The sequence below is a fragment of the Collinsella aerofaciens genome (genome assembly GCF_002736145.1).
Classification (GTDB): Bacteria; Actinomycetota; Coriobacteriia; order Coriobacteriales; family Coriobacteriaceae; genus Collinsella; species Collinsella aerofaciens_A.
In genome coordinates this window covers 1,982,482-2,007,060 of the sequence record NZ_CP024160.1, presented here as the reverse complement: position 1 = coordinate 2,007,060, position 24,579 = coordinate 1,982,482, and the positions used below count along the sequence as shown (strand labels likewise).

General features: G+C 61.4%; 19 protein-coding genes. 3 read left to right on the top strand and 16 right to left on the bottom strand.

All coding sequences use genetic code 11. The annotated features are described in order from the left end of the window. Positions 1–171: 171 nt before the first annotated feature. From CSV91_RS08690 to CSV91_RS08665, 6 genes are all read right to left on the bottom strand, one after another. Entirely contained in the window at positions 172–1,422 is a 1,251-nt protein-coding gene (locus CSV91_RS08690; RefSeq protein WP_099432559.1) for an MFS transporter, read from the bottom strand. 101 nt (positions 1,423–1,523) lie between these two features. Beyond that, positions 1,524–2,468, bottom strand: a complete 945-nt coding sequence (locus CSV91_RS08685; protein WP_099432558.1) for a zinc dependent phospholipase C family protein — start codon at positions 2,466–2,468, stop codon at positions 1,524–1,526. Positions 2,469–2,560: 92 nt separating this feature from the next. Then, a complete protein-coding gene (locus CSV91_RS08680) occupies positions 2,561–3,295 on the bottom strand; it encodes a LytR/AlgR family response regulator transcription factor (RefSeq protein ID WP_099432557.1) in 735 nt (244 codons plus the stop codon). Between the two features lie 38 nt (positions 3,296–3,333). Beyond that, on the bottom strand, positions 3,334–4,719 hold the full coding sequence (locus CSV91_RS08675) for a sensor histidine kinase (protein WP_232049600.1): 1,386 nt from the start codon (positions 4,717–4,719) through the stop codon (positions 3,334–3,336). Positions 4,720–4,836: 117 nt separating this feature from the next. Continuing rightward, entirely contained in the window at positions 4,837–6,114 is a 1,278-nt protein-coding gene (locus CSV91_RS08670; RefSeq protein WP_055310078.1) for a metal-dependent hydrolase family protein, read from the bottom strand. Positions 6,115–6,245: 131 nt separating this feature from the next. Then, on the bottom strand, positions 6,246–7,697 hold the full coding sequence (locus CSV91_RS08665) for an APC family permease (protein ID WP_099432555.1): 1,452 nt from the start codon (positions 7,695–7,697) through the stop codon (positions 6,246–6,248). 565 nt (positions 7,698–8,262) lie between these two features. Here CSV91_RS08665 and CSV91_RS10175 point away from each other — a divergent pair. Then, entirely contained in the window at positions 8,263–9,093 is an 831-nt protein-coding gene (locus tag CSV91_RS10175) for a C39 family peptidase (RefSeq protein ID WP_232049599.1), read from the top strand. 189 nt (positions 9,094–9,282) lie between these two features. Here CSV91_RS10175 and arcC read toward each other — a convergent pair whose 3' ends face one another. The 7 genes from arcC to CSV91_RS08625 all read right to left on the bottom strand — a co-directional run bounded on the left by arcC (position 9,283) and on the right by CSV91_RS08625 (position 19,729). Next, entirely contained in the window at positions 9,283–10,245 is a 963-nt protein-coding gene (gene arcC, locus CSV91_RS08655; RefSeq protein WP_099432554.1) for a carbamate kinase, read from the bottom strand. 686 nt (positions 10,246–10,931) lie between these two features. Continuing rightward, the gene (gene nifJ / locus CSV91_RS08650; protein WP_099432553.1) at positions 10,932–14,471 is read right to left on the bottom strand and encodes a pyruvate:ferredoxin (flavodoxin) oxidoreductase; all 3,540 of its coding nucleotides are present in this window, start codon (positions 14,469–14,471) and stop codon (positions 10,932–10,934) included. 402 nt (positions 14,472–14,873) lie between these two features. After that, entirely contained in the window at positions 14,874–15,812 is a 939-nt protein-coding gene (locus CSV91_RS08645) for an FHA domain-containing protein (protein WP_022094220.1), read from the bottom strand. A gap of 3 nt (positions 15,813–15,815) precedes the next feature. Continuing rightward, positions 15,816–17,651 carry a serine/threonine protein kinase gene (locus CSV91_RS08640; protein WP_099432552.1) on the bottom strand — a complete coding sequence of 612 codons (1,836 nt, stop codon included), beginning with the start codon at positions 17,649–17,651 and terminating at the stop codon, positions 15,816–15,818. Then, positions 17,648–18,553 (bottom strand): hypothetical protein, encoded by a 906-nt coding sequence (locus tag CSV91_RS08635; protein ID WP_099432551.1) that lies wholly within the window; start codon positions 18,551–18,553, stop codon positions 17,648–17,650. The genes CSV91_RS08640 and CSV91_RS08635 overlap by 4 nt, the downstream gene beginning before the upstream one ends. Before the next feature lie 245 nt (positions 18,554–18,798). Beyond that, positions 18,799–19,395: a recombination mediator RecR gene (gene recR, locus CSV91_RS08630; protein ID WP_099432550.1), complete on the bottom strand. Its 597-nt coding sequence runs from the start codon at positions 19,393–19,395 to the stop codon at positions 18,799–18,801. A 13-nt stretch (positions 19,396–19,408) separates the two neighbouring features. Continuing rightward, positions 19,409–19,729, bottom strand: coding sequence for a YbaB/EbfC family nucleoid-associated protein (locus tag CSV91_RS08625; protein WP_006235174.1), 321 nt, complete (start codon positions 19,727–19,729; stop codon positions 19,409–19,411). Positions 19,730–20,068: 339 nt separating this feature from the next. On the opposite strand from CSV91_RS08625, the gene CSV91_RS08620 reads away from it, so the two are divergent. After that, complete coding sequence (locus CSV91_RS08620; RefSeq protein ID WP_099432549.1) at positions 20,069–20,545, top strand: hypothetical protein; 477 nt, start codon at positions 20,069–20,071, stop codon at positions 20,543–20,545. Between the two features lie 25 nt (positions 20,546–20,570). Here CSV91_RS08620 and CSV91_RS08615 read toward each other — a convergent pair whose 3' ends face one another. Genes CSV91_RS08615 through dnaX form a run of 3 tightly spaced genes read right to left on the bottom strand, consistent with a single transcriptional unit; the run spans position 20,571 to position 23,637 of the window. Further along, positions 20,571–20,843 carry a DUF4160 domain-containing protein gene (locus CSV91_RS08615; protein ID WP_099432548.1) on the bottom strand — a complete coding sequence of 91 codons (273 nt, stop codon included), beginning with the start codon at positions 20,841–20,843 and terminating at the stop codon, positions 20,571–20,573. Next, positions 20,836–21,096, bottom strand: coding sequence for a hypothetical protein (locus CSV91_RS08610; protein WP_099432547.1), 261 nt, complete (start codon positions 21,094–21,096; stop codon positions 20,836–20,838). Before CSV91_RS08610 ends, CSV91_RS08615 begins: the two co-directional genes overlap by 8 nt. A gap of 54 nt (positions 21,097–21,150) precedes the next feature. Next, on the bottom strand, positions 21,151–23,637 hold the full coding sequence (gene dnaX, locus CSV91_RS08605) for a DNA polymerase III subunit gamma/tau (RefSeq protein ID WP_172622476.1): 2,487 nt from the start codon (positions 23,635–23,637) through the stop codon (positions 21,151–21,153). Positions 23,638–23,752: 115 nt separating this feature from the next. Here dnaX and CSV91_RS08600 point away from each other — a divergent pair, with 115 nt between their 5' ends. Next, positions 23,753–24,469: a hypothetical protein gene (locus tag CSV91_RS08600; protein ID WP_147579404.1), complete on the top strand. Its 717-nt coding sequence runs from the start codon at positions 23,753–23,755 to the stop codon at positions 24,467–24,469. The last annotated feature ends 110 nt before the right edge of the window (positions 24,470–24,579 follow it).

The following is a 24,579-nucleotide window of genomic DNA, read 5'->3' as shown; positions in this document are numbered from 1 at the left end:
CCTTGCAACACAAAAACGGGGCGCCGCCAAACACAGGCGACGCCCCGCGACCTAGCTGATTCCATCATACCCACTTGGGCTAAACATTGCTCGGAAGTCAGAATGATTTATGCGGCTACTTCCAAAAGAGTACTGCAGATAGGCACAATTGCCGTACTGAGCCCGGTTGCCTTACGCCGCCGCCTGAGTCATGCGGGACAGGCGGACCAGCAGCACAAAGCCAACAACCAGAAGAACGCCAATGGAAAGGACGCCCAGCGACGGGTTGCCGGTCAGCGAGGTGACGACCGACACTAGAAAGGTGCCCATGACGCTTGCATAACGACCAAAGATGTCAAAGAAGCCGTAGTACTCGTTGGATTTTTCTTTAGGGATAATGCGGCCAAAGTAGCTACGGCTGAGCGCCTGCACGCCGCCCTGGAACAGGCCGACCATAATGGCAAGCACCCAGAACTCAAAGGCGGTCTTGAGGAAGAACGCGGCGAACAGCACAATGCCCATGTAGGCGGCGACGGCCACCAAGATCATATTGAGTGTGCCCACGCGACCGGCGAGCTTGCCGTAGATAATGGCGGACGGGAAGGCCACAAACTGCGTAACGAGCAGCGCCAGCACCAGCTGGGTCGAGTCGATACCCAGAGCCGATCCGTAGCTGGTTGCCATGGAGATGACCGTGTGCACACCGTCGATGTAGAAGAAGAACGCGATCATGTAGACCAGCACGGTCTTGTTGTGGGCGATCTCGCGCATGGTGTGTCCGACCTCGGAGAACACACCGCCCGCGATGTGGCCGATGGTGTCCTCGGGACCGCGCTCGCGACCGTACTTTTGCTTATAGGTGCGAATGAGCGGCAGGGTAAAGATGAGCCACCAGGCACCGGTGATGATAAACGACAGACGCGTTGCCAGCATGGTGGGGACGCCAAGGGCGGGGCCACCCATGATAAGCGCCAGGCAGATGATGAACGGTACGGTGGAACCGATGTAGCCCCAGGCATAGCCCGAGCTGGACACGGCGTCCATGCGCTCGTCGGTGGTAATGTCGGGCAGCATGGCGTCGTAGAACGTCATAGAAGAGTTAAGGCCGATGGTGCACAGCACGTACACGGTCAAAAATGCCATGGCGGACATGGGGATAGCCTGCGCCAGGCAAAGAACCAGGCCCGTGAGGAAGAAGCCCAGGAAGAACTTGATCTTGTTGCCGGCGTAATCGGCAAGCGCGCCCAAAATGGGCATGAGCATGGCAATGACCAGCGAGGCAATCGTCTGCGCGTTGCCCCAAGCGACCACCAGGTCTGCCGAGGAAGCACCGGTATTGATGGCGTTAAAGTAGATGGGCACCACCGAGGTATTGAGCAGCACGAGGGCCGAGTTGCCCACATCGTACATAACCCAGTTACGCTCGAGCTTGGTGTATTTCATGGACAGGGCCCCTTCGTATTCGCCCGATATGCAGTTAGTTCATCGTACCCCAATTGTCCAGAGGCGCCGGTAAGGATTCGGCAAAGGGGCACGCACGAGCCCTACTCCTCGCGGTCGAACTCTTCGTCGGCGCCGAGCACGCGACCGCTGTAATTGACGTGGTTGGTCACGGCTTCCATATCGCCGGTCTCGATAAAGCGGGCGACGGTGAGCTCGTAATCGAGCAGTGCGCGGTCAAAAACCTCGGGGAAGCTCTCGGTCGAGACTTCATCGGTAAAGGGGTTCTTCCATGCCAAGTGGCCCAGATTGCCGGTACGCTCGGGCAGCTCAGTCGTCACGCGGTGCGCAAGGCCGTCGAGCAGCGAATAATCGTGTACCAAGCCCTCGAGCAGGGCAATCGCGCGCGTCTTGGCCGAACCGGCCGGCTCGATAGTGCGGTAGAGCAGCTGCATGTCGGCTACGGCGCCGCCGTACTCCCCCGCCGGGACATCGATGCCGTACACGCGCCCGGCGACGTAGCTCATCAGCACGCCGGCAACACGATTGATGCGGTCGGTAGTGACGATCTCGCCCGCCGGCGGATAATCCTCCACCGTTGCCCCATCGCGCTTGAGCTGCAGCATCAGCACGTCCAAGTCGCTTTCGAGCACGGCGTGAACTTGACTGCCCGAAGCCTCGAGCTCGGGGGCGGACTCGACAATGCCAAACTGCTGCTCGTAGACAAAGGGATGGGCATTGCGGTCGAGCACATAGTGCGACAGCAGGCCCAGCGCAAACGCACGACCCAGGTTGGCATCGCGCGGCAGCAGGTGCGACACGCCATCGCGCAGGCACGAGAACTGACGCGACATGCGCGAGCGGTGCATAACCTGCGCCAGCAGCGTGCAGTCGGAAACGCGCGGCGTCAGGATGTGGAAGAAGAACGGGTCGGGACCTTGGTTTCCCAGGATAAAGGCGATGCGCTCCTCGTCGGACGTGATAACGCCCTGTGGGAGACGGTCGATGCTTTCCTCGCCAAACAGATGATGCGTAATGAGCGCGGGCATATTGTTCCTTTCGATTTCATTCGATGCCACCCATTATGCCCACCGCACGGCCATGCCAAACCTACGCCGGTAAACGTTGGCATGCGAACCGCCTACGCAAGCCCCAGGTGCGCCTTAACCTCGGCAGCGCGACGACGCGACACAGGCACTGCTGAGGCTACGCGATCGAGCCTGAGCTCCATCAGGCCCGTGGAGCCGATCTCGACATTATGCACGTCTTCCAAATTGACCAGATAGCTGCGGTGGACACGAATAAAGCCCTCGGAGGCCAGACGCCGCTCGAGCGAGGAAATCGACTCATTGATCAGATACGTCGCCTCGGCACAGACCGCATTGCAAAAATCGGCGCGCGCCTCAAAGTAGCAGACATCCGCCACGGGAATGAACACCTTTTTGCCCCCGCGATCCACCGTCAGGCGCAAGGGCTGGCGCGGAGCATGAACGACACGGCGAGCACCCAGGGCAGCCTCAATCTTGTCGAGCGCCTTTGACAAGCGGGCATCCTCGACCGGTTTGACGACGTAATCGACAGCATCGAGGTTATAGGCATCGGCCGCATACTCGGCAAATGCCGTCACAAACACCACGACCGGCGGCGTCTTTAGGTTCTGCAGCGTCTCGGCAAGCTCAATTCCCGAGCGACCGGGCATGGTAATGTCTAAAAACAGCACGTCGGGCTTGTTCGACAGAATCGACTCCACGGCTTCGGTGACATTGCCCGCCTCGGCAATCTGACCCACACGCGTATCCTTTTCCAACAGATAGCGTAGCTCAGCCCTAATCGGAGGCTCGTCATCAACCACCAAGATGTTCCAGCCTTCGGACATATGCGCTTCCCCTCTTTTTCTCTCAATCCAACCGCGTACTACACCGTCAACGGCGCCGGCTCATGCGGCTCGCCGTTCAACTCAACGATGACCTGCGTTCCCACGCCCTCCTGGGACTTCACGCGCATGCCGGAATCTTCTCCGTAAAAGAAATGGATGCGCTGAAGCACGTTGAAGAGCGCCAGGCCGCAACCTCGCTTGACGGAGCCGTCGGCGGTAATGCTCTCGGGCTCCTCTCGGCGATGCTGCTCAAACAGATGCGCGCAGACTTCTTCGCTCATCCCGATGCCGTCATCTTCGACGATGATCTCCAAGCCGTCATCGGTCTCAAAAGCCCTAACACGAATAGAAAGCGGCTCGGTCTCGCGCTGCGCATGCTTGATGCAGTTTTCGAGCAGCGGCTGCAAGATAAACGGCGGTACCAGGCTGTCGCGCACCTCAAAGTCGATGTCGACCGAGACGCGCAGACGGCCGTCGCCATACCGGGCCTGCATAAGATTGATATAACGAGTGCCCTGTTCCACCTCGTGCTCGAGCGTGGTGAGCGTATCGGAGTCAGAAAGCGTCTGACGGTAATAATTGGAAAAATCGATCAGCAGCGATCGCGCCTTGTCGGGCTCGGTTCGAACGAGCGACACGATGGTGCTGATGGTATTGAATAGAAAATGCGGGTCGACCTGCGACTGCAGGGCGCGAAGCTCCACGCGGGCCGTGAGCTCGTCCTGGCGCTCGAGCTCAAAGCTGGCGAGCTGCGTGGAAATGAGATCGGCAAAGCCCGAGGCCAACGCCGTCTGGCGCATATCGATGCTGCTCAGGCGGGGGTAATACAGCTCGAGCGTGCCCACGCAATGCCCGCGCACGGTCAGCGGCGCGACAATGCCGGCGCGCAGACGGGGAAAATAGCCGCCCGTCTCATTGGAGGCGTCGCGCGAAAATACACTCTGTTCGCCGGACTCGATCACGTTGAGCGTGGTCTTGAGCACGACCGGGGTGCCGGCAGGGCACTTTGCCGAGTCCTCGCCCCAGCTTGCCAGCACCTGTTTGCCATCGGTAAAGCAGATGGCAGAGGCGATGGTCTCGGACAGGATAATTTTAGAGGCGCCCAGGGCCGCTTCGGGCGTAAGGCCGCGCGACGTGTAGGCGAATATTTTTGATGCGATGGCGAGCGTACGGTCGGTTGCGCTCGATGTGAGGTCGTCGGGGACCACAAAGACATACGAGAAAAAGAAGCACAGCATGACCAGGCCGGCAATAACGACAACGCCCGGAACGGGATTGGGATTATCGGTTAAATCCCAGATAAGCAGCAGGATAAGCGCCGGAACGACAACACCGAGCAGGATGGCCTGAACCACATGCTGGGCCGTACGAAAGACCTTGGTAGAGTTGTAGCTCTTGCCCAGAATCAGCCTGTTTAAATCCACCGTCATCCCCTCTTGTCCGTAGCACCCATAGCAATAAAGAGGGCCGCAAGCGACCCTCTCCATTGCATTATGCAATCAAAAACTGTGTTTTACATCAAGCCATCGACAAACGGTATCTTAGGCGCTGTATTTGTTAGCCTCACCAAAAGTGCCAGCCTCGACGATCCAGCCGTCCTTCATGATGACGTCCATGTTGTCGGTGTTGAGCACGTGGATGTCGGCGGCGACGTCACCGTTGACAACCAGCAGGTCGGCGCACTTGCCGGCCTCGATGGAACCGGTCTCGTCCTCGATGTGGCACATCTTGGCACCGTTGAGGGTGGCGCAGGTGATGGTCTCGACCGGAGTGAAGCCGATCTTGTCGACGAACTCGTACATCTCCTCGATGGAGCAGGTGCCGTACGGGGTGACGAAGGAGAAGGAGTCGGAGCCGATCGTCATGACGACGCCGCGCTTCTTGGCCTCGCGCAGGCAGTCGTAGTTGCGCTGCAGCTCCTTCTCGACCAGGGTGCCCTCGTACTTGTCGTGCAGCTCGGGGACGTAGACGGGCGGATAGGTGGCGTACCAGGTGGGCAGGAAGGCGATCGTCGGGGTGAAGAAGGTGCCCTGCTCGGCCATGAGGTCCATGGTGCGCTCATCGATATCGAAGCCGTGGATCAGCTGCTCGCAGCCAAAGCGAACGGAATCGTAGGCGGCGGCGTGGTTGTTGTAGCAGTGACTCCACACGGGGATGCCGACCATCTTTGCCTCTTCGACCACGGCCTGGATCTCCTCGGAGCAATAGTGCTGGTCGCGACCGGAATCCCAACGCCAGATGCCGCCACCGGTAGCCCAGATCTTGATGGCATCGGGGTTCTCGCGCAGGCGACGACGGACGGCCTTGCGCAGATCCCAAGGACCATCGACCTGGTCGCCCCAGGGATGGGATTCCTTGTTGAGCTCCTGGGTGCAGTGGTGGGAGTCACCGTGGCCGGCAACGCGGCAGAAGCCGAGGCCGGTGGCCAGAACGCGCGGGCCCTTAAAGACGCCCTTGTCGATGCAGTCGCGAATCTGGATACCAAAGCGGCCGATCTCGCAGACGGTGGTGAGGCCGTGGGTGAGGCAGTCGTAGGCCTGCTTGACGGCGACGGCCTGCTTCTCGAGGAGCGGCTGCATGACCCAGTCGGTGTCATCGTCGGTCAGGTTGCCCGAGAAGTGCAGGTGGGTGTCGATCAGGCCGGGAAGGACGGTCTTGCCGGCGGCGTCGATAACCTCAACGCCCTCGGGAAGGTCCTGCATAGTGCCGGCGTACTCGATCTTGCCGTTGTCATCGACGAGAACGAGGGAGTTCTCGACCGGCTCGGCACCGGTACCGTCGATGAGCTTGCCGCCAACGATTGCGTACTTAGTGGACATGGTTCCTCCTTATGGATCCATATAGTGGGCGAGGCCATGTTGGGTTATGGCCTCACAAAGCTACCCAAGTGGTGCCGGGTTCAGTGCGCGGAAGAGAGGGGTCCGCGCACCCGATCCGCCCCGGCTAGGCGTTATTTTTTGCGGGAATTGGTGAAGGCCATGAGGGCCAGGCCAACGGCCAGCCAGCCGATCACGATGCTCCACTCCACCATGTTGAGGGAGGCGGGAGAGAACGGGACCACGAGCAGGCCGATGATGACAGCGCAGGCAGCGACAGCGAGGCTGATGCCAAACTTGCCGCCGGGCACCTCGTAGGGACGAGGCAGGTCGGGCTCGGTGAAGCGCATGCGCAGGCAAGCGAGGGCGACCATGCCGCAGGAGAAGATGAAGGCGAGAGCCGACACGTTGGTCAGAGGGATGAGCATGTTCTTGCCCAGGAACGGACCGATGACGGTGATGACGCCCAGAACGGCGCAGGCGAGCTTGGGAGCGCCGGACTTGGGATCGACCTCGGCGAACTTCTCGGGCAGCTGGCCCTTGCGGCCCATGGCGAGCATGATGCGGCTCGTGGCGCCGTAGAAGGAGTTCATCGGGCCCATGGGTCCAAGCGTGGCGATGACGAGCATGGCCAGGTACAGGAGCATGTTGATGCCCTTGAGGCAGGCAAGCGCGGGAACCGGGCTCTTAACAAACTCATGCCAGTCGAGGATGGTGCCGAACGAGTAGATGCAGACCATGTAGAAGCCGCCGGCGGCCAGCAGGGCCAGGGAGATGATCTTGCCGAACTTGTTCCAGTTGAGGCCCTCGGCTGCTTCCTCAGCCTGCTGAGGAATGGTGTCGAAACCGGCGTAGAAGAACGGGGTCAGAACCAGGACCGACACGATGCCGGCGAACAGGCTGGTGCCCTCGGTAGCGGGCTTGCCGCCGCCAGCACCGATGACCTGGGAGAACACGGGCATGGCGTGTTCCGGCGAACCGGTGAACAGCGAGACACCCATGGCGAGCAGCATGCCGCAGAGCAGAGCCTTGGTCAGGAAGGCCTGGAGCTTGGCGGCCGAGCTGGCACCGCGGAAGTTGAGGAAGATGACGTAGACTGCAAAGCCGAGCGCGATTAGCGTCGGGAACAAGTAAACGTCGGCGCCCAAGATGGTGTAGAGCTTGACGGCACGCAGCCACTCAAGACCGGGCAGGCTGCCGAACATCTCGGACACGAGGGTCGAGATGGCGATTGCCTCCCACGGGCACAGGATGCCGTTGCCCAGGGCCAGGAGCCAACCGGTAATGTAGCTCAGCGTACGGCCAAAGCTACGATCGACATACTCGACGATGCCGCCCGAGATGGGGATAGCAGCCGTGAGCTCACCGAAAACAGCTCCGACGGGCACGAGGAAGATTGCACCCAAGAGGAATGCGATCATAGCGGGAACGGGACCGCCGCCCACGACCATCCAGTCGCCGACCTGCAGAACCCAGCCAGTTCCGATGATGGCACCGAAACCGATGGTGAAGAAGTTCCAGAGCGAAAGCGTTTTCTTCATGCCGCCGTTACCTTCGACTGCAACTTCTGCGTTCTTGTCCGCCATTGTTCCCCTCCTTTCCTTATTGACGCCTCTTTGACGTCACCCCTTGCGCGGTCTGTTTTGCCGCGCGCTTTTATTTCGTGGCTTTACAATACGGCCTTGGCACAGCAGCGCCGCTTGTGGCTCGACCGAAGGCAGAACTGTAAAACGAGCGGCGCCGTTTTTGGGACGAACGGCACGGTTTGCCACTCATTGTTGCCGCCCGTCCGACGGGCGTACGCTCATCGGACGCATATAGAGATGTTTTTGAGGCCGTGTGTTTTGCGCCTTTCGTACCGTTTACCGAGCTTTTGACGCGCAGACCCATTTGTTGCACATCTTTTTTGTAGGATAGACAGGTTATACATGAGACAAGGCGGTACGAATGGCATACGGATACAACGACGGTGATCAACGGCGACAAAGCGTTCGCCTTGCTGGCCGTACCACGCCGACGCCCAGAAGTGCCACGAGCAGCAATCCGCAACGCCCTCAAGAGCAACCCAGGCCTTCGTCTCGGCAGCAGACAAGCAGAACACGGCAGAGTGGCCGTCCGAGCACGGGCACAAGCGCACAGCAAGATAGCCGCTTGGGCGCGCGCACTCGACAGCGCCAAGCCGAGGTTCCGCAACTGCGCCGCAACGGCGCACGTCAGCCTGGCATCCATATCAACCGCTTCTTTTCGCATCCCCAAGGCGGACGCGACGGCAAGCCCTACCGCTCGACATCGCACGTGAATGCCCCCGCCCTGCCGGCTCGTCGACTTCGCCTCGCACTGCGCTCTATCCTCACCTGTCTGGTCTTTGTGCTTATGAGCTCCTGTATGTCCCACGGCTCGGCCGGTCTCGAGCCCACCGCCGAGGACAAGCTGCTCAAGGCTCCCGTCGCGCCCGGTTATTCTTTCGCCTTTTCGACCCCGCGCTCGCAATGGCAAGCCGGCACGATGCCCCATATCTATCAGATCGACCCTGCGTGGTCGGAGTTGTCTTACGCCGGCGGCACCATCCGCCAAAATGCCTGCGGGCCTACGTGCCTCACCATGGTCTATATCTTTAAGACGGGACGCACCGATATGACCCCCGTCGATATGTGCGCGCTTTCCGAGGCAGGCAATTACGCCCCCACCGGTGCAACCGAATGGTCGTTTATGACGAGCGGCGCGTGGCAGTTGGGACTTAACGGAACGGAACTCCATAACGATCGCGACTCGATGACTCAGGCGCTGCGTTCGGGAGCGCCCGTCATCGCCGCCGTTCGGCCGGGCACCTTTACCAACGTGGGCCACTACATTGTGCTTTACGGTATTGACGACGCCAACCAGATTGAAGTCTTCGATCCCAACTCGGCCAGCCGCAGCGCCCGCCGCTGGGGTGTCGTAGAGGTCCTTAACGAAGTCGAAGCCATGTGGGCCTACTACTAGTCATTGGGGACAGCCTTTAAGGACTGTCCCAAGCTGCCGGCAGGAAAGAAACGTCCCCAAGTGCCGGTTGCCCAATGTCTAGGTGAATAGCAAAAGCCCCGCAGTCGGAGCGGACTGCGGGGCTCATGAAGAGAGGCTAGTTTGTGGGCGTCTTGCCTGGCGCCCACGAGAGATACAACAGAGTAGAGGCTACTCGTGAATGCGGGTACCGGAGAGACCGGCCATGGTCTCGGCGGCCTTGTCCAGGGCACCGATGATGCAGGTGCGGCCCTTGCGGGAGCGGGCAAACTTGATGGCGGCGCGGACCTTGGGCTCCATGGAACCCTTGCCGAACTGGCCCTCGTCGGCCAGGCGCTCGGCCTCGTCGGCGGTGAGGTCCTCGAGCTCCTCCTGGTTGGGCTTGCCAAAGTTGATGGCGACATGCTCAACGGCGGTCAGCAGGAACAGAACGTCGGCGTCGCAGTCCTCGGCCAGCAGCTCGCCACCCAGGTCCTTGTCGATGACGGCGGGAACGCCCTTGTAGCAGCCCTTGTTCTCGTAGTCGCGGACGACGGGGATGCCGCCGCCACCGCAGGCGATGACGATGAACTCGTTGTCGAGCAGGTTGAGGATGGAGTCAGCCTCGACGATCTTCTTGGGATCGGGAGAAGCGACGACGCGACGCCAGCCGCGACCGGAATCCTCGACGAAGACCTTGGAGGGATCCTCGGCCATGAACTCCTTGGCCTGCTCCTCGGTGTAGAAGGGGCCGATCGGCTTGGTCGGGTTCTTGAACGCGGGATCGTCCGGGTCGCACTCGATCTGGGTGACGACGGTGGCGGCGTGCCAACGCTTATAGCGCTTGTGCATCTCGCGGCCAATGCCCTGCTGCAGGTGATAGCCAATGTAGCCCTGGGACATGGCGCCGCACTCGGGCAGCGGCATCTCGGGGGTGCCGATGGCGTCGTGGGCAGCGGCGAAGGCGTTCTGGATCATGCCGACCTGCGGGCCGTTGCCATGGGTGATGATGATCTCGTTACCCTGCTCGATAAGACCAAGAAGAGCGTGGGCGGTGTTGCTCACGGCCTGGATCTGCTCGACGGGGTTGTTGCCGAGGGCGTTGCCGCCGAGGGCGACGACAATACGATCGGGCTTGCCAAGAGGCTTAGACATTGCTGGAATCCTTTCTGTAAAAGGCCTACAACCCATTAATAACCCGCGTCCGTGCAATACGCGAGTTTATTAAGGTTTATATTCTCTTTATCGCTCATTTTATTCATTTTGAAAACAGTTGAACGGTGAACGGTCATTTTTACCCGCTCAGCGTAAAGAAGCCCAGCTTAGACATATCTACGCCATTTACGTGCAACTTTATTTTAATAGAGCAGGGATTAGACTAGATTATGCAACCTATATCTCCGCTAAACACAAAACGGGCAGCGTAATATCTTACTCGCACTATACGAGATTCTATGCATTAATAAGACGAGTATGCACCCTTACAAAAACATGGGGCATTTCATCCAGCATAAGGAATATAGATGAGCTCCAAAAAGGCAGCCAACCCCCAAAGCACGGGGATAGAAGGCAGCAACAGCCAAATCCTCCATCCATCCCCAAAGTAACGCGAGTTTTCGCGGCAAAGCCGCGAAACAGCGAAAGGGACCAAAGGCCCCCTCAGCCACGTCCTTCATCCGCCCACACAATCCGAGGACGTAGTCGTAGCAGGATCTGAGGGCTGACCTTCGCGGACACTCCGCAGGACGAAAGAACCCCCGCCGCACGTAGTGCGCAGCGGGGGTTCTTTCATGTCCGAGGACGTCCGCGAAGGTCAGCCCTCAGATCCTGCGGTGAGAGACCTAGGCCTCGTTGTACACCGTCTTGAGCTTCAGCAGGTGAGCGTAGCGGTCCATAGCGGCCTGCTCGTTCTCCTTGAAGAGCTCCTCGGCGCGCTCGGGGAAGGAACGCGTCAGCGAAGCGTAACGGGCCTCGTTCATCAGGAACTCCTGATAGCCGCCCGCGGGCTCCTTGGAATCGAGCGAGAACTTCTTGCCGGCAGCAGCCTCGGGGTTGAAGCGGAAGAGGTTCCAGTAACCGCACTCGACAGCCTTCTTCATCTCGGCCTGGCAGTTCTGCATGCCGCCCTTCTTGATGGAGTGCATCTCGCAGGGGCTGTAGCCGATGATGAGAGACGGGCCATCGTAGGCCTCGGCCTCGTGGATAGCCTTGAGGGTCTGAGCCGGGTTGGCGCCCATGGCGACCTGCGCCACGTAGACGTAGCCGTAGCTCATAGCAATCTCGGCCAGGGACTTCTTCTTGGTCACCTTACCGGCAGCGGCGAACTGAGCGACCTGGCCCAGGTTCGAGGCCTTGGAGGCCTGACCACCGGTGTTGGAGTAAACCTCGGTGTCGAAGACGAAGACGTTGACATTGTGGCCGGAAGCCAGGACGTGGTCCAGGCCACCGAAGCCGATGTCGTAGGCCCAACCGTCGCCGCCGAAGATCCAGAAGGACTTCTTGGTGAGGTAAGCCTTGTCGGCGAGGATCGCCTTGGAGGCGTCGCAGCCGCACTTCTCGAGCTCGGCAACGTAGGCAGCGGCAGCGGTCTTGGAAGCCTCGGCGTCGTTGACGGAGTCGATCCAAGCCTGGCCGGCAGCCTTGAGCTCATCGGACGGACCATCGGCGGCGATGATGTCCTGGGTAGCGGCAATCAGCTTGTGCTGGACGGCCTCGTAGCCCACGGCCATGCCCAGACCGTGCTCGGCATTGTCCTCGAACAGGGAGTTGTTCCACGCCGGGCCGTGACCGTCCTTGTCCTTGCAGTAAGGAGCGGTGGCAGCGGGGTTGCCCCAAATGGAGGAGCAGCCGGTGGCGTTGGAGATGAACATGCGGTCGCCGGCGACCTGGGTCACCAGACGTGCATAGGCGGTCTCGGCGCAACCGGCGCAGGAGCCGGAGAACTCCAGGTAGGGCTGCTTAAACTGGCTGCCCTTGACGTTGGCCGCGATGAGCTCCTTCTTCTCGGAGACGTTCTCGACCATGTAGTCCCAAACGGGCTGCTGGTCCATCTCCTGCTCGGTGGGAACCATCTCGAGGGCACCCTTGGGGCAGACCTTGACGCAGTTGGTGCAGCCCATGCAGTCGAGCGGGGACACAGCCATGGTGAACTTCATGCCCTTGGCCTTGGGGCCCATAGCGTCGAGCGTGCGGGTAGCCTCGGGCGCGGCGGCAGCCTCGTCCTCGGTCATCGCGAACGGACGGATGGTGGCATGCGGGCACACATAGGCGCACTGGTTGCACTGGATGCACTTGGTCTCGTCCCAGTGGGGAACGACCACGGCGACGCCGCGCTTCTCGTATGCGGAGGCGCCCAGCTCAAACTGGCCGTCGGCGCAATCGACAAAGGCGGAAACGGGCAGGCTGTCGCCATCCATGCGATCGATGGGCTCGAGCAGGTTCTTGACCTGCTGGGCGATGGCGGACTTGGTCTCCTCGGAGAGCTCGACGGGAGCAGCATCCTCGGCGGTAGCCCAGTCGACCGGAACCTCGAACTTACGGAAGGCGGTAGCGCCGGCATCGATGGCCTTGTGGTTGGCGTCGACGATGGCCTGGCCCTTCTTCATGTAAGACTTGGTGGCCGCGTCCTTCATGTACTGCAGAGCGTCCTCGGCGGGCAGGACCTTGGCCAGTGCGAAGAAGGCGGACTGGAGCACCGTGTTGGTGCGCTTGCCCATGCCGACCTTGGCGGCCAGGTCGATAGCGTCGATCAGGTAGACGTTGACGTTGTTGTTCGCGATGTAGCGCTTGGCCACGGCGGGCATGTGCTCGGCGAACTCCTCGTCGCTCCACTGGCAGTTGACCAGGAAGGTACCGCCCGGCTTGACGTCGCGGACCATCTTGAAGCCCTTGACGATATAGCTGGGGTTGTGGCAAGCGACAAAGTCGGCCTTGGTCACGTAGTACGGCGAACGGATCGGGGAATCACCAAAGCGCAGGTGCGAGACGGTGACGCCGCCGGTCTTCTTAGAGTCGTACTGGAAGTAGGCCTGAACGTACTTGTCGGTGTGATCGCCGATGATCTTGATCGAGTTCTTGTTGGCGCCGACGGTACCGTCGCCACCCAGACCCCAGAACTTGCACTCGATGGTGCCGGGGGCTGCGGTGTTGGGCGCATCCTCGGCCTCGGGCAGGCTCAGGTTGGTCACGTCATCGACGATGCCGATGGTGAACTCGCGCTTGGGCTCGTCCTTCTTAAGCTCCTCGAAGACAGCGAACGCGGACGCGGGAGGCGTATCCTTGCTGCCCAGGCCGTAACGGCCGCCGACGACCTTGATGCCCGTCTTGCCGGCCTCGTAGAGAGCGGAGACGACGTCCTGGTAGAGCGGCTCGCCAATGGAACCCGGCTCCTTGGTGCGATCCATGACGGCGATCTTCTTGACGGTCTCGGGGAGAACGTCGACAAAGTGCTTGATGGAGAACGGACGGAACAGGCGAACCTTGACCAGGCCGACCTTCTCGCCGTGAGCGTTGAGGTAGTCGATGACTTCCTCGAGCACGTCGCAGAAGGAGCCCATGCACACGACGACGCGATCAGCATCGGGAGCGCCGTAGTAGTTGAACAGGCCGTAATCGGTGCCGAGCTTCTCGTTGATCTTCTTCATGTAGCCCTCGACGACGGCGGGAAGCTCGTCGTAGACCTTGTTGCAGGCCTCACGGTTCTGGAAGAAGATATCGCCGTTCTCGTGGCTGCCGCGGGTGTGCGGGTGCTCAGGGTTGAGCGCGTGGTCGCGGAAAGCCTGGACGGCGTCCATGTCGCACATCTCGGCCAGATCCTTGTAGTCCCACATGGCGACCTTCTGGATCTCGTGGCTGGTGCGGAAGCCGTCGAAGAAGTTAAGGAACGGGGTCTTACCCTCGATGGCGGCAAGGTGAGCCACCGGCGAGAGGTCCATGACCTCCTGGACGTTGCCCTCGGCGAGCATGGCGAAGCCGGTCTGACGACAGGCCATGACGTCGGAGTGATCGCCAAAAATGTTCAGGGCGTGGGAAGCGACGCAACGCGCGGAGACGTGGAAGACGCCCGGGAGCTGCTCGCCCGCGATCTTGTACATGTTCGGGATCATCAGGAGCAGACCCTGAGAAGCCGTGTAGGTGGTGGTCAGAGCACCGGCACCCAGCGAACCGTGAACGGTACCGGCCGCACCTGCCTCGGACTCCATCTCGACGACCTTGACCGGGGTGCCGAAGATGTTCTTGCGACCCTGGGCCGCCCACTGGTCGACATGGTCGGCCATCGGGCTGGACGGCGTAATGGGATAGATTCCCGCTACCTCGGTGTACGCATACGAAACATATGCGGCCGCCTCGTTGCCGTCCATAGACTTAAACTTACGCGCCATATACCCCTCTCCTCTCATATAGGTATACAGGCCCCGGCGATTGCCGGGATATTGGCGTGATGGGATTTACGCTGTTGCTTCCAATCATCTGGCAGGCAGGCTCAGCAGCAGGTACGTGGCGTGGAGAGAAGACATGCCGAGGCGAGGGGCAACTGATGCGCCCCACAGACCCGACCGCCCGTCTTGCACATGACCGAGCGCCGCAAAGGCCGCATGCCGGATGCTCCCGGGCACGCCCCGGCGATGGGAAGCGCCCGCAACGGAAATCCGCATGCGGGTTTATTGTACCCCGCCGTCAAGTGTAATTTCGGCAAATATAGGCGGGCGGTAAAGGTTTACCTCGGGTGACTGCCGGGAGCAAAATAATCCCTTGGGGACGGAGGGACCATTTGGCGGGACTGGCTAGAGGGCACCGAAGAGGATGGCGTAGGTAGTGGATTCGCCGAGCTTGAGCTCGTCGCCGGGATTGAGTTGGGCGGAACGGCCGGGCTCGACCTGAATGCAGACGCGCGTGGCCCCGTTTACCACCACGGTTCCGTTGGTGGACGACAAGTCCTCGACGTGCCAGATATTTTGAGCATCGCACCAGATATGGGCATGGCGGGCCGAGACATCGTCGCCGACGTCGGTAATATCGCCCTCACCAGTGGCCAGCGCGCCAATCTCAACACCCTGCTCGCTCGGCTGAATCCAGCGCGGGGCGCTCACGACAAAACTGTTTTGTACGCGCAGCAAGCCCAAGGGGTGCGCCGGGGCGGGTTCGCGTTCGCCCGCGGTCATCGACATGCCAAGCGAACGCGGCGTGGATGTGCCTCCGCCGCAGGTCGCGTGCGCGTAGTCGATGGCATAGTTCACCGAGGACCGCACATCCGCCGAACAACCGACGGCGACAAACAGCACCAGCACGGCCTCGGCGCGCTCGGCGGGCATGAGTTCCGCCGCCTGGGACAGGCGATCGAGCGCGTTGCGATAGAGATTCGTGTCCTGGTGGCACTCTTCGAGCGCGCGTACCATCGGTTCACCTGCAGGACCGCACACCATATTGATCACAGCCGTGGAGTCCATGGGATTGCGCTGGCGCAGGGCCAGTTGCGACATAATACGCGCAGCCGAGGTACCGTATTCGGCAAAGTAGCGCTGCTGAAGCGTGCCGACCGGCGCGCGAACGATAAAGCGGGAAACCCAAGAGCGATCGGCGGCTCGGCTCTGCGGGCTGCGGCCGTCGGCGAGCGGACGGGACGAAAGCACCAAGCCGCACAGCTCGATATGGCTCAGATGCGCCGCGCGCTTAAAGATGTCAAACATGGCCCCGCATGGGGTGAGCTCAACTTGAGATGCCATGACCTAGGCCTCCTTGGTCGTAGAAATAGAATCGGACGATACTTCGACAGGTCCGCCAAAAGTACGGACAGCTGCGGCTCCACCGGCAAGCGGAGTCGCCATCTGGGCTTTTGTGCGTCGCGGTGCCGAAACGGGAAGTTCAAAGGCAAAGCCCGTCGCAAGCAAAAACCACGTAAGCGTATAGGTTGCAACCAGAGCGGCAACAAGGCCGCCCATCACGGCGCGTTGGGAAAATACGCTACATGCAGCCACAACCAGCACCGGAACCTCGCAGGCAGAAAGCGCAAGCACACCCTGCAGGAAGCCCGAGCGCCGATCGCGCGCAAGTGCCCCCGCGGCAACGCCGGCTATGCCTGGCAGCGCCAACGCCAGTGCGGCAATAATGCCCGGTAGCGACCCAGACCACACGAGCGATCCCAAAGTCGCCGTCACGCGAGCGCCCGACGCCAGCAGCGCGGCCGAAACCACGACCACAGCCCAAACCACACCGCAGACGACCGTCGCGCCGACCATCAGCGCGCGACGAACCGCGCGGCCAGACGCATCCATGGGGCACGGCGTGAGCGGCTCGCCGCGGAGCGAACGACCGACATTTTGCGCATAGTGGTCACAAAACGCCGAGAGCGCCGCCTCGACCGCCGCCGGCTCGGGACGATCTTTTTGATGGCTGGACAGACAGGCCATCACCACGTCGAACAGCTGGGCATCGACAAACGCCAGCGCATCGCGTAGCTCTTCGGAATCCGGCTCAAGCCCTAGCTGCTGGGCCTGCTCGGCCGCGGCGAGCGCCACATCGGGCTCACGACGAAGCAGCTGAGTCAAATCGCAACCGGGCGCATGGGCACCAATGGGATAGTCGGGCCGCGTGTCCATCTTGAGACGGTAGGGGCTGGCGATGTCGCGCGTCTTTTTGCGCGAACCCGAAGTGCTCGGCGCGGCTTCGTATGGCGCGACGCCGGCAATGAGCTCGTAAACCGTGCTTGCCGCGGCATAGACGTCGATCGCCGGCGACATACGCAAAGCGCGCAGGTCGGGAATATCATCGGTGAGCATCTCGGGCGGAGCGTAGGCAACCGTCGCGCGACGCAGCGTGGCATAGCGCTCGGTAAAGGATGCCTTGCCGCCGGTACCGGCCACGGCCGACGCAGGCTCGAGCGCCAGCGACGAGCCAAAGTCGATCAGGCACAGGTCAAAGGTGCCCTCGGCAAGCTGCCGGTCAAGCGGTAAACGCGCCGTACACACCATAATATTAGCGGGCGAGATATCGCGATGGACAAAGCCCTCCCCCACCAGGCTCATGCGGCAGAGCAGGTCGAACAGGTCGCGCCCCAAGCGCGCCGCCACAAGCGGCGATAGGCGGCCGGCATCGTCCACGGCGAGTCGCGAACGCAAGCGGGCAAGCGTCTCGCCCTCAACCCATTCCATGACAATTGCAGGCACACCGTCAACCTCGCCCCAGCCATAGAGGCGGGGAAAGCCCTTAAGACCCGAAAGGGCGCGATGGCATTCATATTCCTCGCGAAACGCCGCTTTGAACTTGGCGACCAGCGCCTCATGGGCGGCATCGTCGTCAAACTCATCGCGCGTCGGCAAGATGAGCTGCTTGAGTGCCACGGCCTCGCCTTGGGCGTTGACGGCACGCGTCACGCGGCCGATACCGCCACGGCGCATGGTGGCATCGTCGGCAAACAGCATCGTAAAACGACGCAGATAGGCAGGCAGTTCGTCCTGACCGAGCGCAATGGCCGGCTCAAACCCGTCGACACGCGCCAGGCGCAGGCCGACCATGGGATCGCGACCGAGCGATTGTGGTGTGGTGGATGCAAGATCGGTCATCATAGGGCAAGCGCCGCCACGTTATTGTTGAAGTTACCGAGCGCGACGTCATCATCGCCGTAATGGCCGACCCATTGACATAGGTTGGTGTAACAGCCCCACAGATTGGCATACTGCTGATACCACTTTGACCGGGGCGAGAATGTCTGACGACCGAACTCGGCTCGAATGACAAACATCTCCCCGACCAAGCTGTCGCACGGCCTGGGATCTCCCGTAGAGTTATAGGTCGAAACCACGTCATTGGCACGAGAAACATAGCCGTCGAGCATGTTGTACTTGGTCACAAGCCAACTGTGAATGCTCTCTTCCTCAGCAGCGGAAAGGCCACCGGAGTTCGCATCGTTGTCAGTGTTGCCGCCCGTCGAGCCGCCGTTTCCAGACCCTCCGGTAGAGGAACCCGACCCAGAGCCGCCGCCCGAACTCGATGAATCCGAGCCAGAGCCAGAAGTATCCGAGCTACCGGGCTTTCCGGACTGCTGGGCGTCCTGCTCCTTCTGCTGCTCGACCTTATTCACCGTTGCCGCCACGCTATTGTTGGACAACCGATCGATGATCTTGGTGTTGGTGAGCACGATGGTTTTGCCATTGGCAAGCGTGACTTCGTTGTCCGGGGCCTCGGCGCCGTCCGCGTCGTCAGTGCCAAACACAATATGCGCGACCACACTTGCCCAAGCATATCCAGTCGTGGTGCCCAGGTCACTTTTGACCTCATGCCCCACGCGCGGTTCGCGTGCGGCATGCGCCTGTATCATGGACGGCACGGTCATGCCATAGGCAGAAACGCCAGCTATGACCAGCACCAGCGAGCACGATAGCAGTGCGTACGCCCGCGGCGCCAAGCCCAGTCGGCGTCGTATGCGCACCGCGGCGCCGCGCTTTGTCTGAGTGCCACCGGGCCGCATGCGTTCTCCTCCAAGAAAAACACGCCGCTCGGGAGCGGCGCATTCATTCGAATCCATATTTGAGTGTATCAGCGAACCCAAAAGGTTGCGCAACGAATGGGCAAATTAAGGATGCGAGTGGAAGCATCCATGCGATAAGCGGATACAAAGCATCTTTGTTGCACAACAAACTTACAGTCGCACGGGGAAATTATGGCTACCCCGTGCGTCGCGAGGAAAACATACGGCAGGAGCAGGCTCGCCACCTAAATCGCGCGACGGGCCTCGATGGCGCGGCCAAGCGTAAGCTCGTCGGCATACTCCAGGTCGCCGCCCACGGGAAGGCCGCTTGCCAGACGCGACACCTCGACGCCCAACGGCTTGATGGTACGGGCCAGATAGCTCGCCGTGGTCTCGCCCTCGATGTTGGGGTTGGTGGCGATGATGACCTCATGGATATCCTCGTGGCCCAAGCGTGCCAGCAGCTCGCGAATGTGCAGCTGCTCGGGGCCAATCTTGTCCATGGGACTGATCACGCCGCCCAATACGTGGTAGAGACCGTGGTAGCTGCCCGTGCGCTCGATCGCCTGGACATCGCGCGGCTCGCCCACCACGCAAATGCGAGTGGTGTCGCGCATCGAATCCTGACAGATGGAGCACTCGTCGGCCGTGGCGTAGTTAAAGCAACGGCTGCAAAAGTGGACCTCCTGCTTGACCTCCAGGATGGCCTCGGCCAGGCGGCGGGCCTCCTCGGCATCGGCCTCCAACAGGTAATAGGCGATGCGCTGGGCCGACTTGGGACCAATGCCCGGCAGGCGACCCAGCTCATCGAGCAATTTTTGCAGGCTATGGTTAGCACTCATATATATGCGCGTCTTAGAACGGCATGCCCGGGATGTTGAGGCCGCCGGTGATGGCGCCCATCTGCTTGTTGGCGAGCTCGTTGACGCCGCGAACGGCCTCGTTGACGGCAGCCATAATCATGTCCTGCAGCATGTCGACGTCCTCGGGATCGAGCGCATCGGGATCGATGGTGAGGTTGACGAGCTCCATCTCGCCGTTAACGGTCACCTTGACCATGCCGCCGCCGGCAGAGGCGTCGACGGTCTGGGACTTGAGGTTCTCCTGCGCGGCGGCAAGCTGCTCCTGCATCTTGCGAGCCTGCTTCATCATCTGCTGCATGTTCATACCGGCCATGATGGCTCCTTTACGTGCGGCCGCACGCCGAGCTGCAAGGGCAGCCGGAGCACGGCGGGACTTTCAAACTCAAAAATCGTACCACGGCGCGCGGCGAGAGAGCGGGGCGGACGTGTTACCTCAGTCGATATACATGTCCTGGAGCGTGATGCGCCCCCAAGATTATGCAAAGTTGAATAATTCGCATCTGCATAATATTGAAAGCTAAATCTCGTAGAGCCGGAATCCGACATTTAATGCGTACCACTAAATGGCTAAATGCCGAGCCACTACTCGAGGTGGCGCTCATGACGACGGGGTATAATTTAATTGTCATAGATAGCAATTTGGAGGTGCCCCATGAATGCCCCCGACGCGCTCCAAAACATCCGCTCAAAACACCCCGTTGCATATGTGGTTCTCTATCTCTTTGTCGGCTGGGCATTGTTGGTTGTCATCACCCATGCTATAGCCTTTGGAGCAGAACTGCTCATAGCCAGCTCGGACCAGCCCGTCGTCAAATGGGAAGCGACCGATGAGTGCACCGATGGAACCCGAACTGTTTACTACAACAGCCCGTCCCTCTACCAAGAGTTCAAGGTCAAGATAAAGGACTTCAAGATTGTCGATGCCGAGCCAGGCGTTTATTTGGCAATCGGAGCAACCGTTAACGCCGAGCAAGTCGAGTACACGGACAGCCATGCGACGTATCGTATCGACCTCAGTATCCTAGGCCGGCCATCGCGTACCTGCCTGCTCGAATGCGACATACGCGGCACCACACTACACATGTCCGAAATACAGATGCGCCCGGACGAGGCGCCCCTAAAGAGCTAGGGGCCCTAAGTCCAATGAGTGGCCCTCAGCAGTAAAACGATAGCCCACCGGTTGTTTCTTTCCAACGTTTGCAAATCAGCGCATGGTTAGATGAAACAAACTGCATGATATCGCGTAAATCCCGAGCAGGAATATCGCCCTTGTTATGGGCCAGCTTGCATCCGCCGGAGCGGGTAAGCCATATCTTGGTTGCCTCGGCAGTGGGGCGCTTGACCGCAACGTGAACATGGACAGGTTCGCCGTTCTCCCCCGTCCAGAAGAAGATGATGTACGGCCCGAGTCGAAACAGGCTAGGCATAGACTCGTCCGCCTTCGTAGGCAAAACGCAGGATGAGCGGGGCATTGTTACGCACGAAATCATCGAGTTCTTTGAGGTCTGCTTCGCTAAAGCCCTCGTGTGACACCCAATTGAATGCCGGCAAGATACACTCCGCCGTGTCAAAACCCCAATCGCGCGGGCGCTCCACAACAACCTTCACCGTGTTGTCCTCCCGGACTTCGGAATACGAAACCTGCGTATCGTCCTCAAGGCGGACATATTCCCACATCATAAGCTCGCTCCGTTCAAAGGGTTCTCTTCTTGAGCAGTATACCCGCCTGCGCAGCTACTCCACCGGTTTGAAGATGGTGGCCTGACCGAAGACGCTGCGGATGAGGTCTTTGGCCTCGTCCTCGGTCTGCGGGATGCTCGGGGCTGCGCCCTGATGGCCGAAGGGGCTGCCCGCACCGGGGTTGGACTCCCAGGGAGCCGCGGGGGCGTCGTCGCTTGCGGGGGCCGCGGGTGCCTCCGCAGCGGGCTTGGGCGCGGACGCCGTGGCCGGCACGTCGAACGGAGGCAGATCGTCCCCGCTCGCATCGCCTGCAAAGCCGCCGACCATGGCGTCATCGTAGGGCACCTGCTCGGATTCCCACGGTGCAGACTGCGCGGACGGCTGAGCCTTGGGAGCGGACGCGCGCTCGGGCGCGCGGGGCGCAGGCTCAGTCGGGAGCTTGCCCGTGGCGGGAGCGCCGGCAGGGTTGTCCGAGCGCAGCCAGGGGGCCTTGCCCAGGTCGGATGACTTGGGCGCAGGCGCAGCGGCAGGCTTGGGCGTGGGGACCGAAGCAGCCGATTTGGCCGCGGCTGGCTTAGGCGCCGACGGGGTCGATGCCGCTACCGGCGTCGCTTGCTGCTGCGGCGCGCTGGCACTCGAGGATACAGGGGCCGCCGAGGACACGGGTTGCGGGTCCGCAGATACCGCAGCCCGTGCAGATGGAGAATGCTCCTCATGTTGAGGAGCCGGCGTGCCACCCCCATCCAGAACATAGTCGACGGTGCGACGACCGAAGACCGCGCAGACCGTCGGCAGGACCACCGACTGCGTGTCGGCGCGACCGAGCATCTTGATGGCAAAAGTCGAGCCCGCAGGGAACGAGACCGTGAGCTTGGAGCCGTCGTCGGCCGTGGCGCGGGCGTTGAGCAAAAGCCCTGCGTAGGAGGCCTGACGAGCCTTGACGCGCTCGACGACCTCGGCCCATTTGCGCTGGAGCTCGCCGGCGTCCTCGACCGCGGGGGTCTCGGCAGCACCGGTGGCGGCAACCTGGGCGGCGGTGTTGGGCTGGGGCTTAGGTGCCGGAGCGGTGGCAGGTGCGGGAGCCGGGGCAGCGGCGGGCTGGGGCGCGGACGCCGCAGGCTTGGACGCCGGTGCGGACGCAGCACGAGACGCCGGCTGAGCAGCCGGCTGAGCCGACGGAGCGGCAGCACCACGGTCCCAAGGCATACCACCCTGGCGCGCGGACGTATCAGCGGGGGTAGCAGATGCCGCCGGAGCGGCAGCTCGGGCACCCGAGATAAGCGTCGGCTGCTGGGCAGCAGCGGGTACGGATGCTGCAGGCGCGGCGGCCTGAGCAGCAGCCACGCTCGCCGGAACGGCGGCGTTGGCAACCATGGCCTCCAAGCGAGCTACGCGCTCAGCCAAAGCTTCAATCGTCAAATCGGCCTCGGGACGTGCCAGACGCGTGCAGGCAATCTCGAGCACCAGGCGCACGTCGCTCGCGCCCCTCATCTCCAGTGCGGCATCGTCGAGCACTGTCAGCACACGAGCCAGGCGGTCGGCAGGATGCTCGCCAAAGGCAGCGGCCTCGGCAGCAAGCGCCTCGGCCTGCTCGGAGCCGCCCTCAAACAGCTCGGCACGGGCACCGGCAACGCAGGCAACGTACACGTCACGCACATGCGCCACCAGGTCGCGCGTCAGCTCCAGCAGGTCGTTTCCTTCCTCGACCTGCGCACGGATCAGTCCATAGAGCTCGGCAACATCGCGATCGGCAATGGCGCGGGAAAACTCGCCCAGAATCTGGTCCGAAACCTCGCCTAAAAGCGAGCGGGCGTCGTCCGCATGCACAGAACCGTTGCCAAAGACGCTCAGCTGCTCCAGCGTGGAGAGCGCGTCGCGCATGCCGCCCTTGGCATGGCGCGCCACGATGGCCAGCGCCTCGTCGTCGTAATCGAAGCCCTCCTGCTCGCACACGTATGCCAGGCGATGCTCAATATCCTCATTGCCGATGCGATGGAAATCGAAACGCTGGCAGCGCGAGAGGATGGTCTCCGGAATCTTTTGCGGGTCGGTGGTGCACAGCACAAAGATCACGTGTGCCGGCGGCTCCTCGAGCGTCTTGAGCAGCGCGTTGAACGCCGCCGTCGTGAGCATGTGGACCTCGTCGATGATATAAATCTTGTACTTGCCGCGCACCGGGGCAAAGTTGACGGAGTTGATGATCTCCTCGCGCACGTTGTCCACGCCGGTACGGCTTGCGGCATCGAGCTCGTAAACATCGGGGTGGTTACCCTCGGCAATGAGCTCGCACTCCTCGCAAGTACCGTCGGGTATGCAGCCGCTTGCACCCTCGGCGCGCGCCGCCTCGGCATTGCGGCACAGCAGCGCCTTGGCCAGAATGCGCGCCATGGTGGTCTTGCCCGTGCCGCGCGGTCCGCAGAACAGGTAGGCGTGGGACAGGCGCCCCTCGGTGATGGCGTGCTCGAGCGTCGAGACGATATGCTGCTGGCCCACCACGGAGTCAAAGGTGAGCGGGCGATACTTTCGGTACAACGATTCCATGGGTGCTCCCCCGGGTATACTGAGTCTTGTTGCCGCGACGGCCATGCGGTCGCACGGCATACTGCATTCATAATAACCCGTACGGCGAGCCCGCCGCGATAGGAGTCCAAAGAGCATGGCAGACGCAGAGAGCAACCTCGTTCCCTTCGAAGCAGCCGACCAGGTCGAGGTCGCGCTCGAGGAGCAGGCCGCGGCCGACGACGGCATCCTGTACCTCAACGAGTATCAGTACGAAAACGACCTCGTCACCGACTTCGCCCGCCTGGTTGCCTCGCCCAGGCGTCGCGGCTCGCTGTATGTCGCCGCTGCGATTGCCGCGCTCATCGGCATCGGCATGCTGGTGGCCGGCGGCAGCTGGATCAAGTTTGGCGTCGTCTTGATCGTATTCGGCGCCTTTTTGGCCTGGTGGAGCAAAAACCTTCACCACACGCTCGCCCGCGACTTTATCGATGCCGTCGAGGCCGACGAGTCCATGGGCGGCCGCTATCGCCGCGTCGCTGCCAACGAAGACGGCCTGATGGTATGGGGCAAGAGCGGCAAGTCGCAGTTCTTCCCGTTTGAAAAGCTCGACCACGTGCTCGACGGCGAGCGCATCTTTGTGGCCATGTTCGCCGACCAGGGCGTGACGATCCCTAAGGACACCTTTGTCCGCGGTGATGCCGAGCAGTTCGGTCCCTTCCTTAAGGCGCGCATCAACAAAAAACTCCGCATCGAGACCAAGAAGAAGAAAATGAAGGCCGAGAAGGCCGCCGCCGAGGCCAAGCAGGGCGACAAGCCCCAGGAGACCAAAGGCAAGCAGCGCAAGCAGAAGAAGAACAGGAAGAAGCGCTAAGGCCAAACCAGACAGGCAGCCTCGCATCCCGCTATCCTCCCCATGCACCCGAGCGTGCTACACTAGCAGCATCTATGCCACCGCGAACGGCTCGGCTCCGCGCCCGCCAC

Excerpts from the sequence above, each read along its gene's own strand:
- CSV91_RS08690 (WP_099432559.1), bottom strand. The coding sequence starts at position 1,422 with ATGAAATACACCAAGCTCGAGCGTAACTGGGTTATGTACGATGTGGGC.
- CSV91_RS08685 (WP_099432558.1), bottom strand. The coding sequence starts at position 2,468 with ATGCCCGCGCTCATTACGCATCATCTGTTTGGCGAGGAAAGCATCGAC.
- CSV91_RS08680 (WP_099432557.1), bottom strand. The coding sequence starts at position 3,295 with ATGTCCGAAGGCTGGAACATCTTGGTGGTTGATGACGAGCCTCCGATT.
- CSV91_RS08670 (WP_055310078.1), bottom strand. The coding sequence starts at position 6,114 with ATGTCCACTAAGTACGCAATCGTTGGCGGCAAGCTCATCGACGGTACC.
- CSV91_RS08665 (WP_099432555.1), bottom strand. The coding sequence starts at position 7,697 with ATGGCGGACAAGAACGCAGAAGTTGCAGTCGAAGGTAACGGCGGCATG.
- arcC (WP_099432554.1), bottom strand. The coding sequence starts at position 10,245 with ATGTCTAAGCCTCTTGGCAAGCCCGATCGTATTGTCGTCGCCCTCGGC.
- nifJ (WP_099432553.1), bottom strand. The coding sequence starts at position 14,471 with ATGGCGCGTAAGTTTAAGTCTATGGACGGCAACGAGGCGGCCGCATAT.
- CSV91_RS08645 (WP_022094220.1), bottom strand. The coding sequence starts at position 15,812 with ATGGCATCTCAAGTTGAGCTCACCCCATGCGGGGCCATGTTTGACATC.
- CSV91_RS08640 (WP_099432552.1), bottom strand. The coding sequence starts at position 17,651 with ATGATGACCGATCTTGCATCCACCACACCACAATCGCTCGGTCGCGAT.
- CSV91_RS08635 (WP_099432551.1), bottom strand. The coding sequence starts at position 18,553 with ATGCGGCCCGGTGGCACTCAGACAAAGCGCGGCGCCGCGGTGCGCATA.
- recR (WP_099432550.1), bottom strand. The coding sequence starts at position 19,395 with ATGAGTGCTAACCATAGCCTGCAAAAATTGCTCGATGAGCTGGGTCGC.
- CSV91_RS08625 (WP_006235174.1), bottom strand. The coding sequence starts at position 19,729 with ATGGCCGGTATGAACATGCAGCAGATGATGAAGCAGGCTCGCAAGATG.
- CSV91_RS08620 (WP_099432549.1), top strand. The coding sequence starts at position 20,069 with ATGAATGCCCCCGACGCGCTCCAAAACATCCGCTCAAAACACCCCGTT.
- CSV91_RS08615 (WP_099432548.1), bottom strand. The coding sequence starts at position 20,843 with ATGCCTAGCCTGTTTCGACTCGGGCCGTACATCATCTTCTTCTGGACG.
- CSV91_RS08610 (WP_099432547.1), bottom strand. The coding sequence starts at position 21,096 with ATGATGTGGGAATATGTCCGCCTTGAGGACGATACGCAGGTTTCGTAT.
- dnaX (WP_172622476.1), bottom strand. The coding sequence starts at position 23,637 with ATGGAATCGTTGTACCGAAAGTATCGCCCGCTCACCTTTGACTCCGTG.
- CSV91_RS08600 (WP_147579404.1), top strand. The coding sequence starts at position 23,753 with ATGGCAGACGCAGAGAGCAACCTCGTTCCCTTCGAAGCAGCCGACCAG.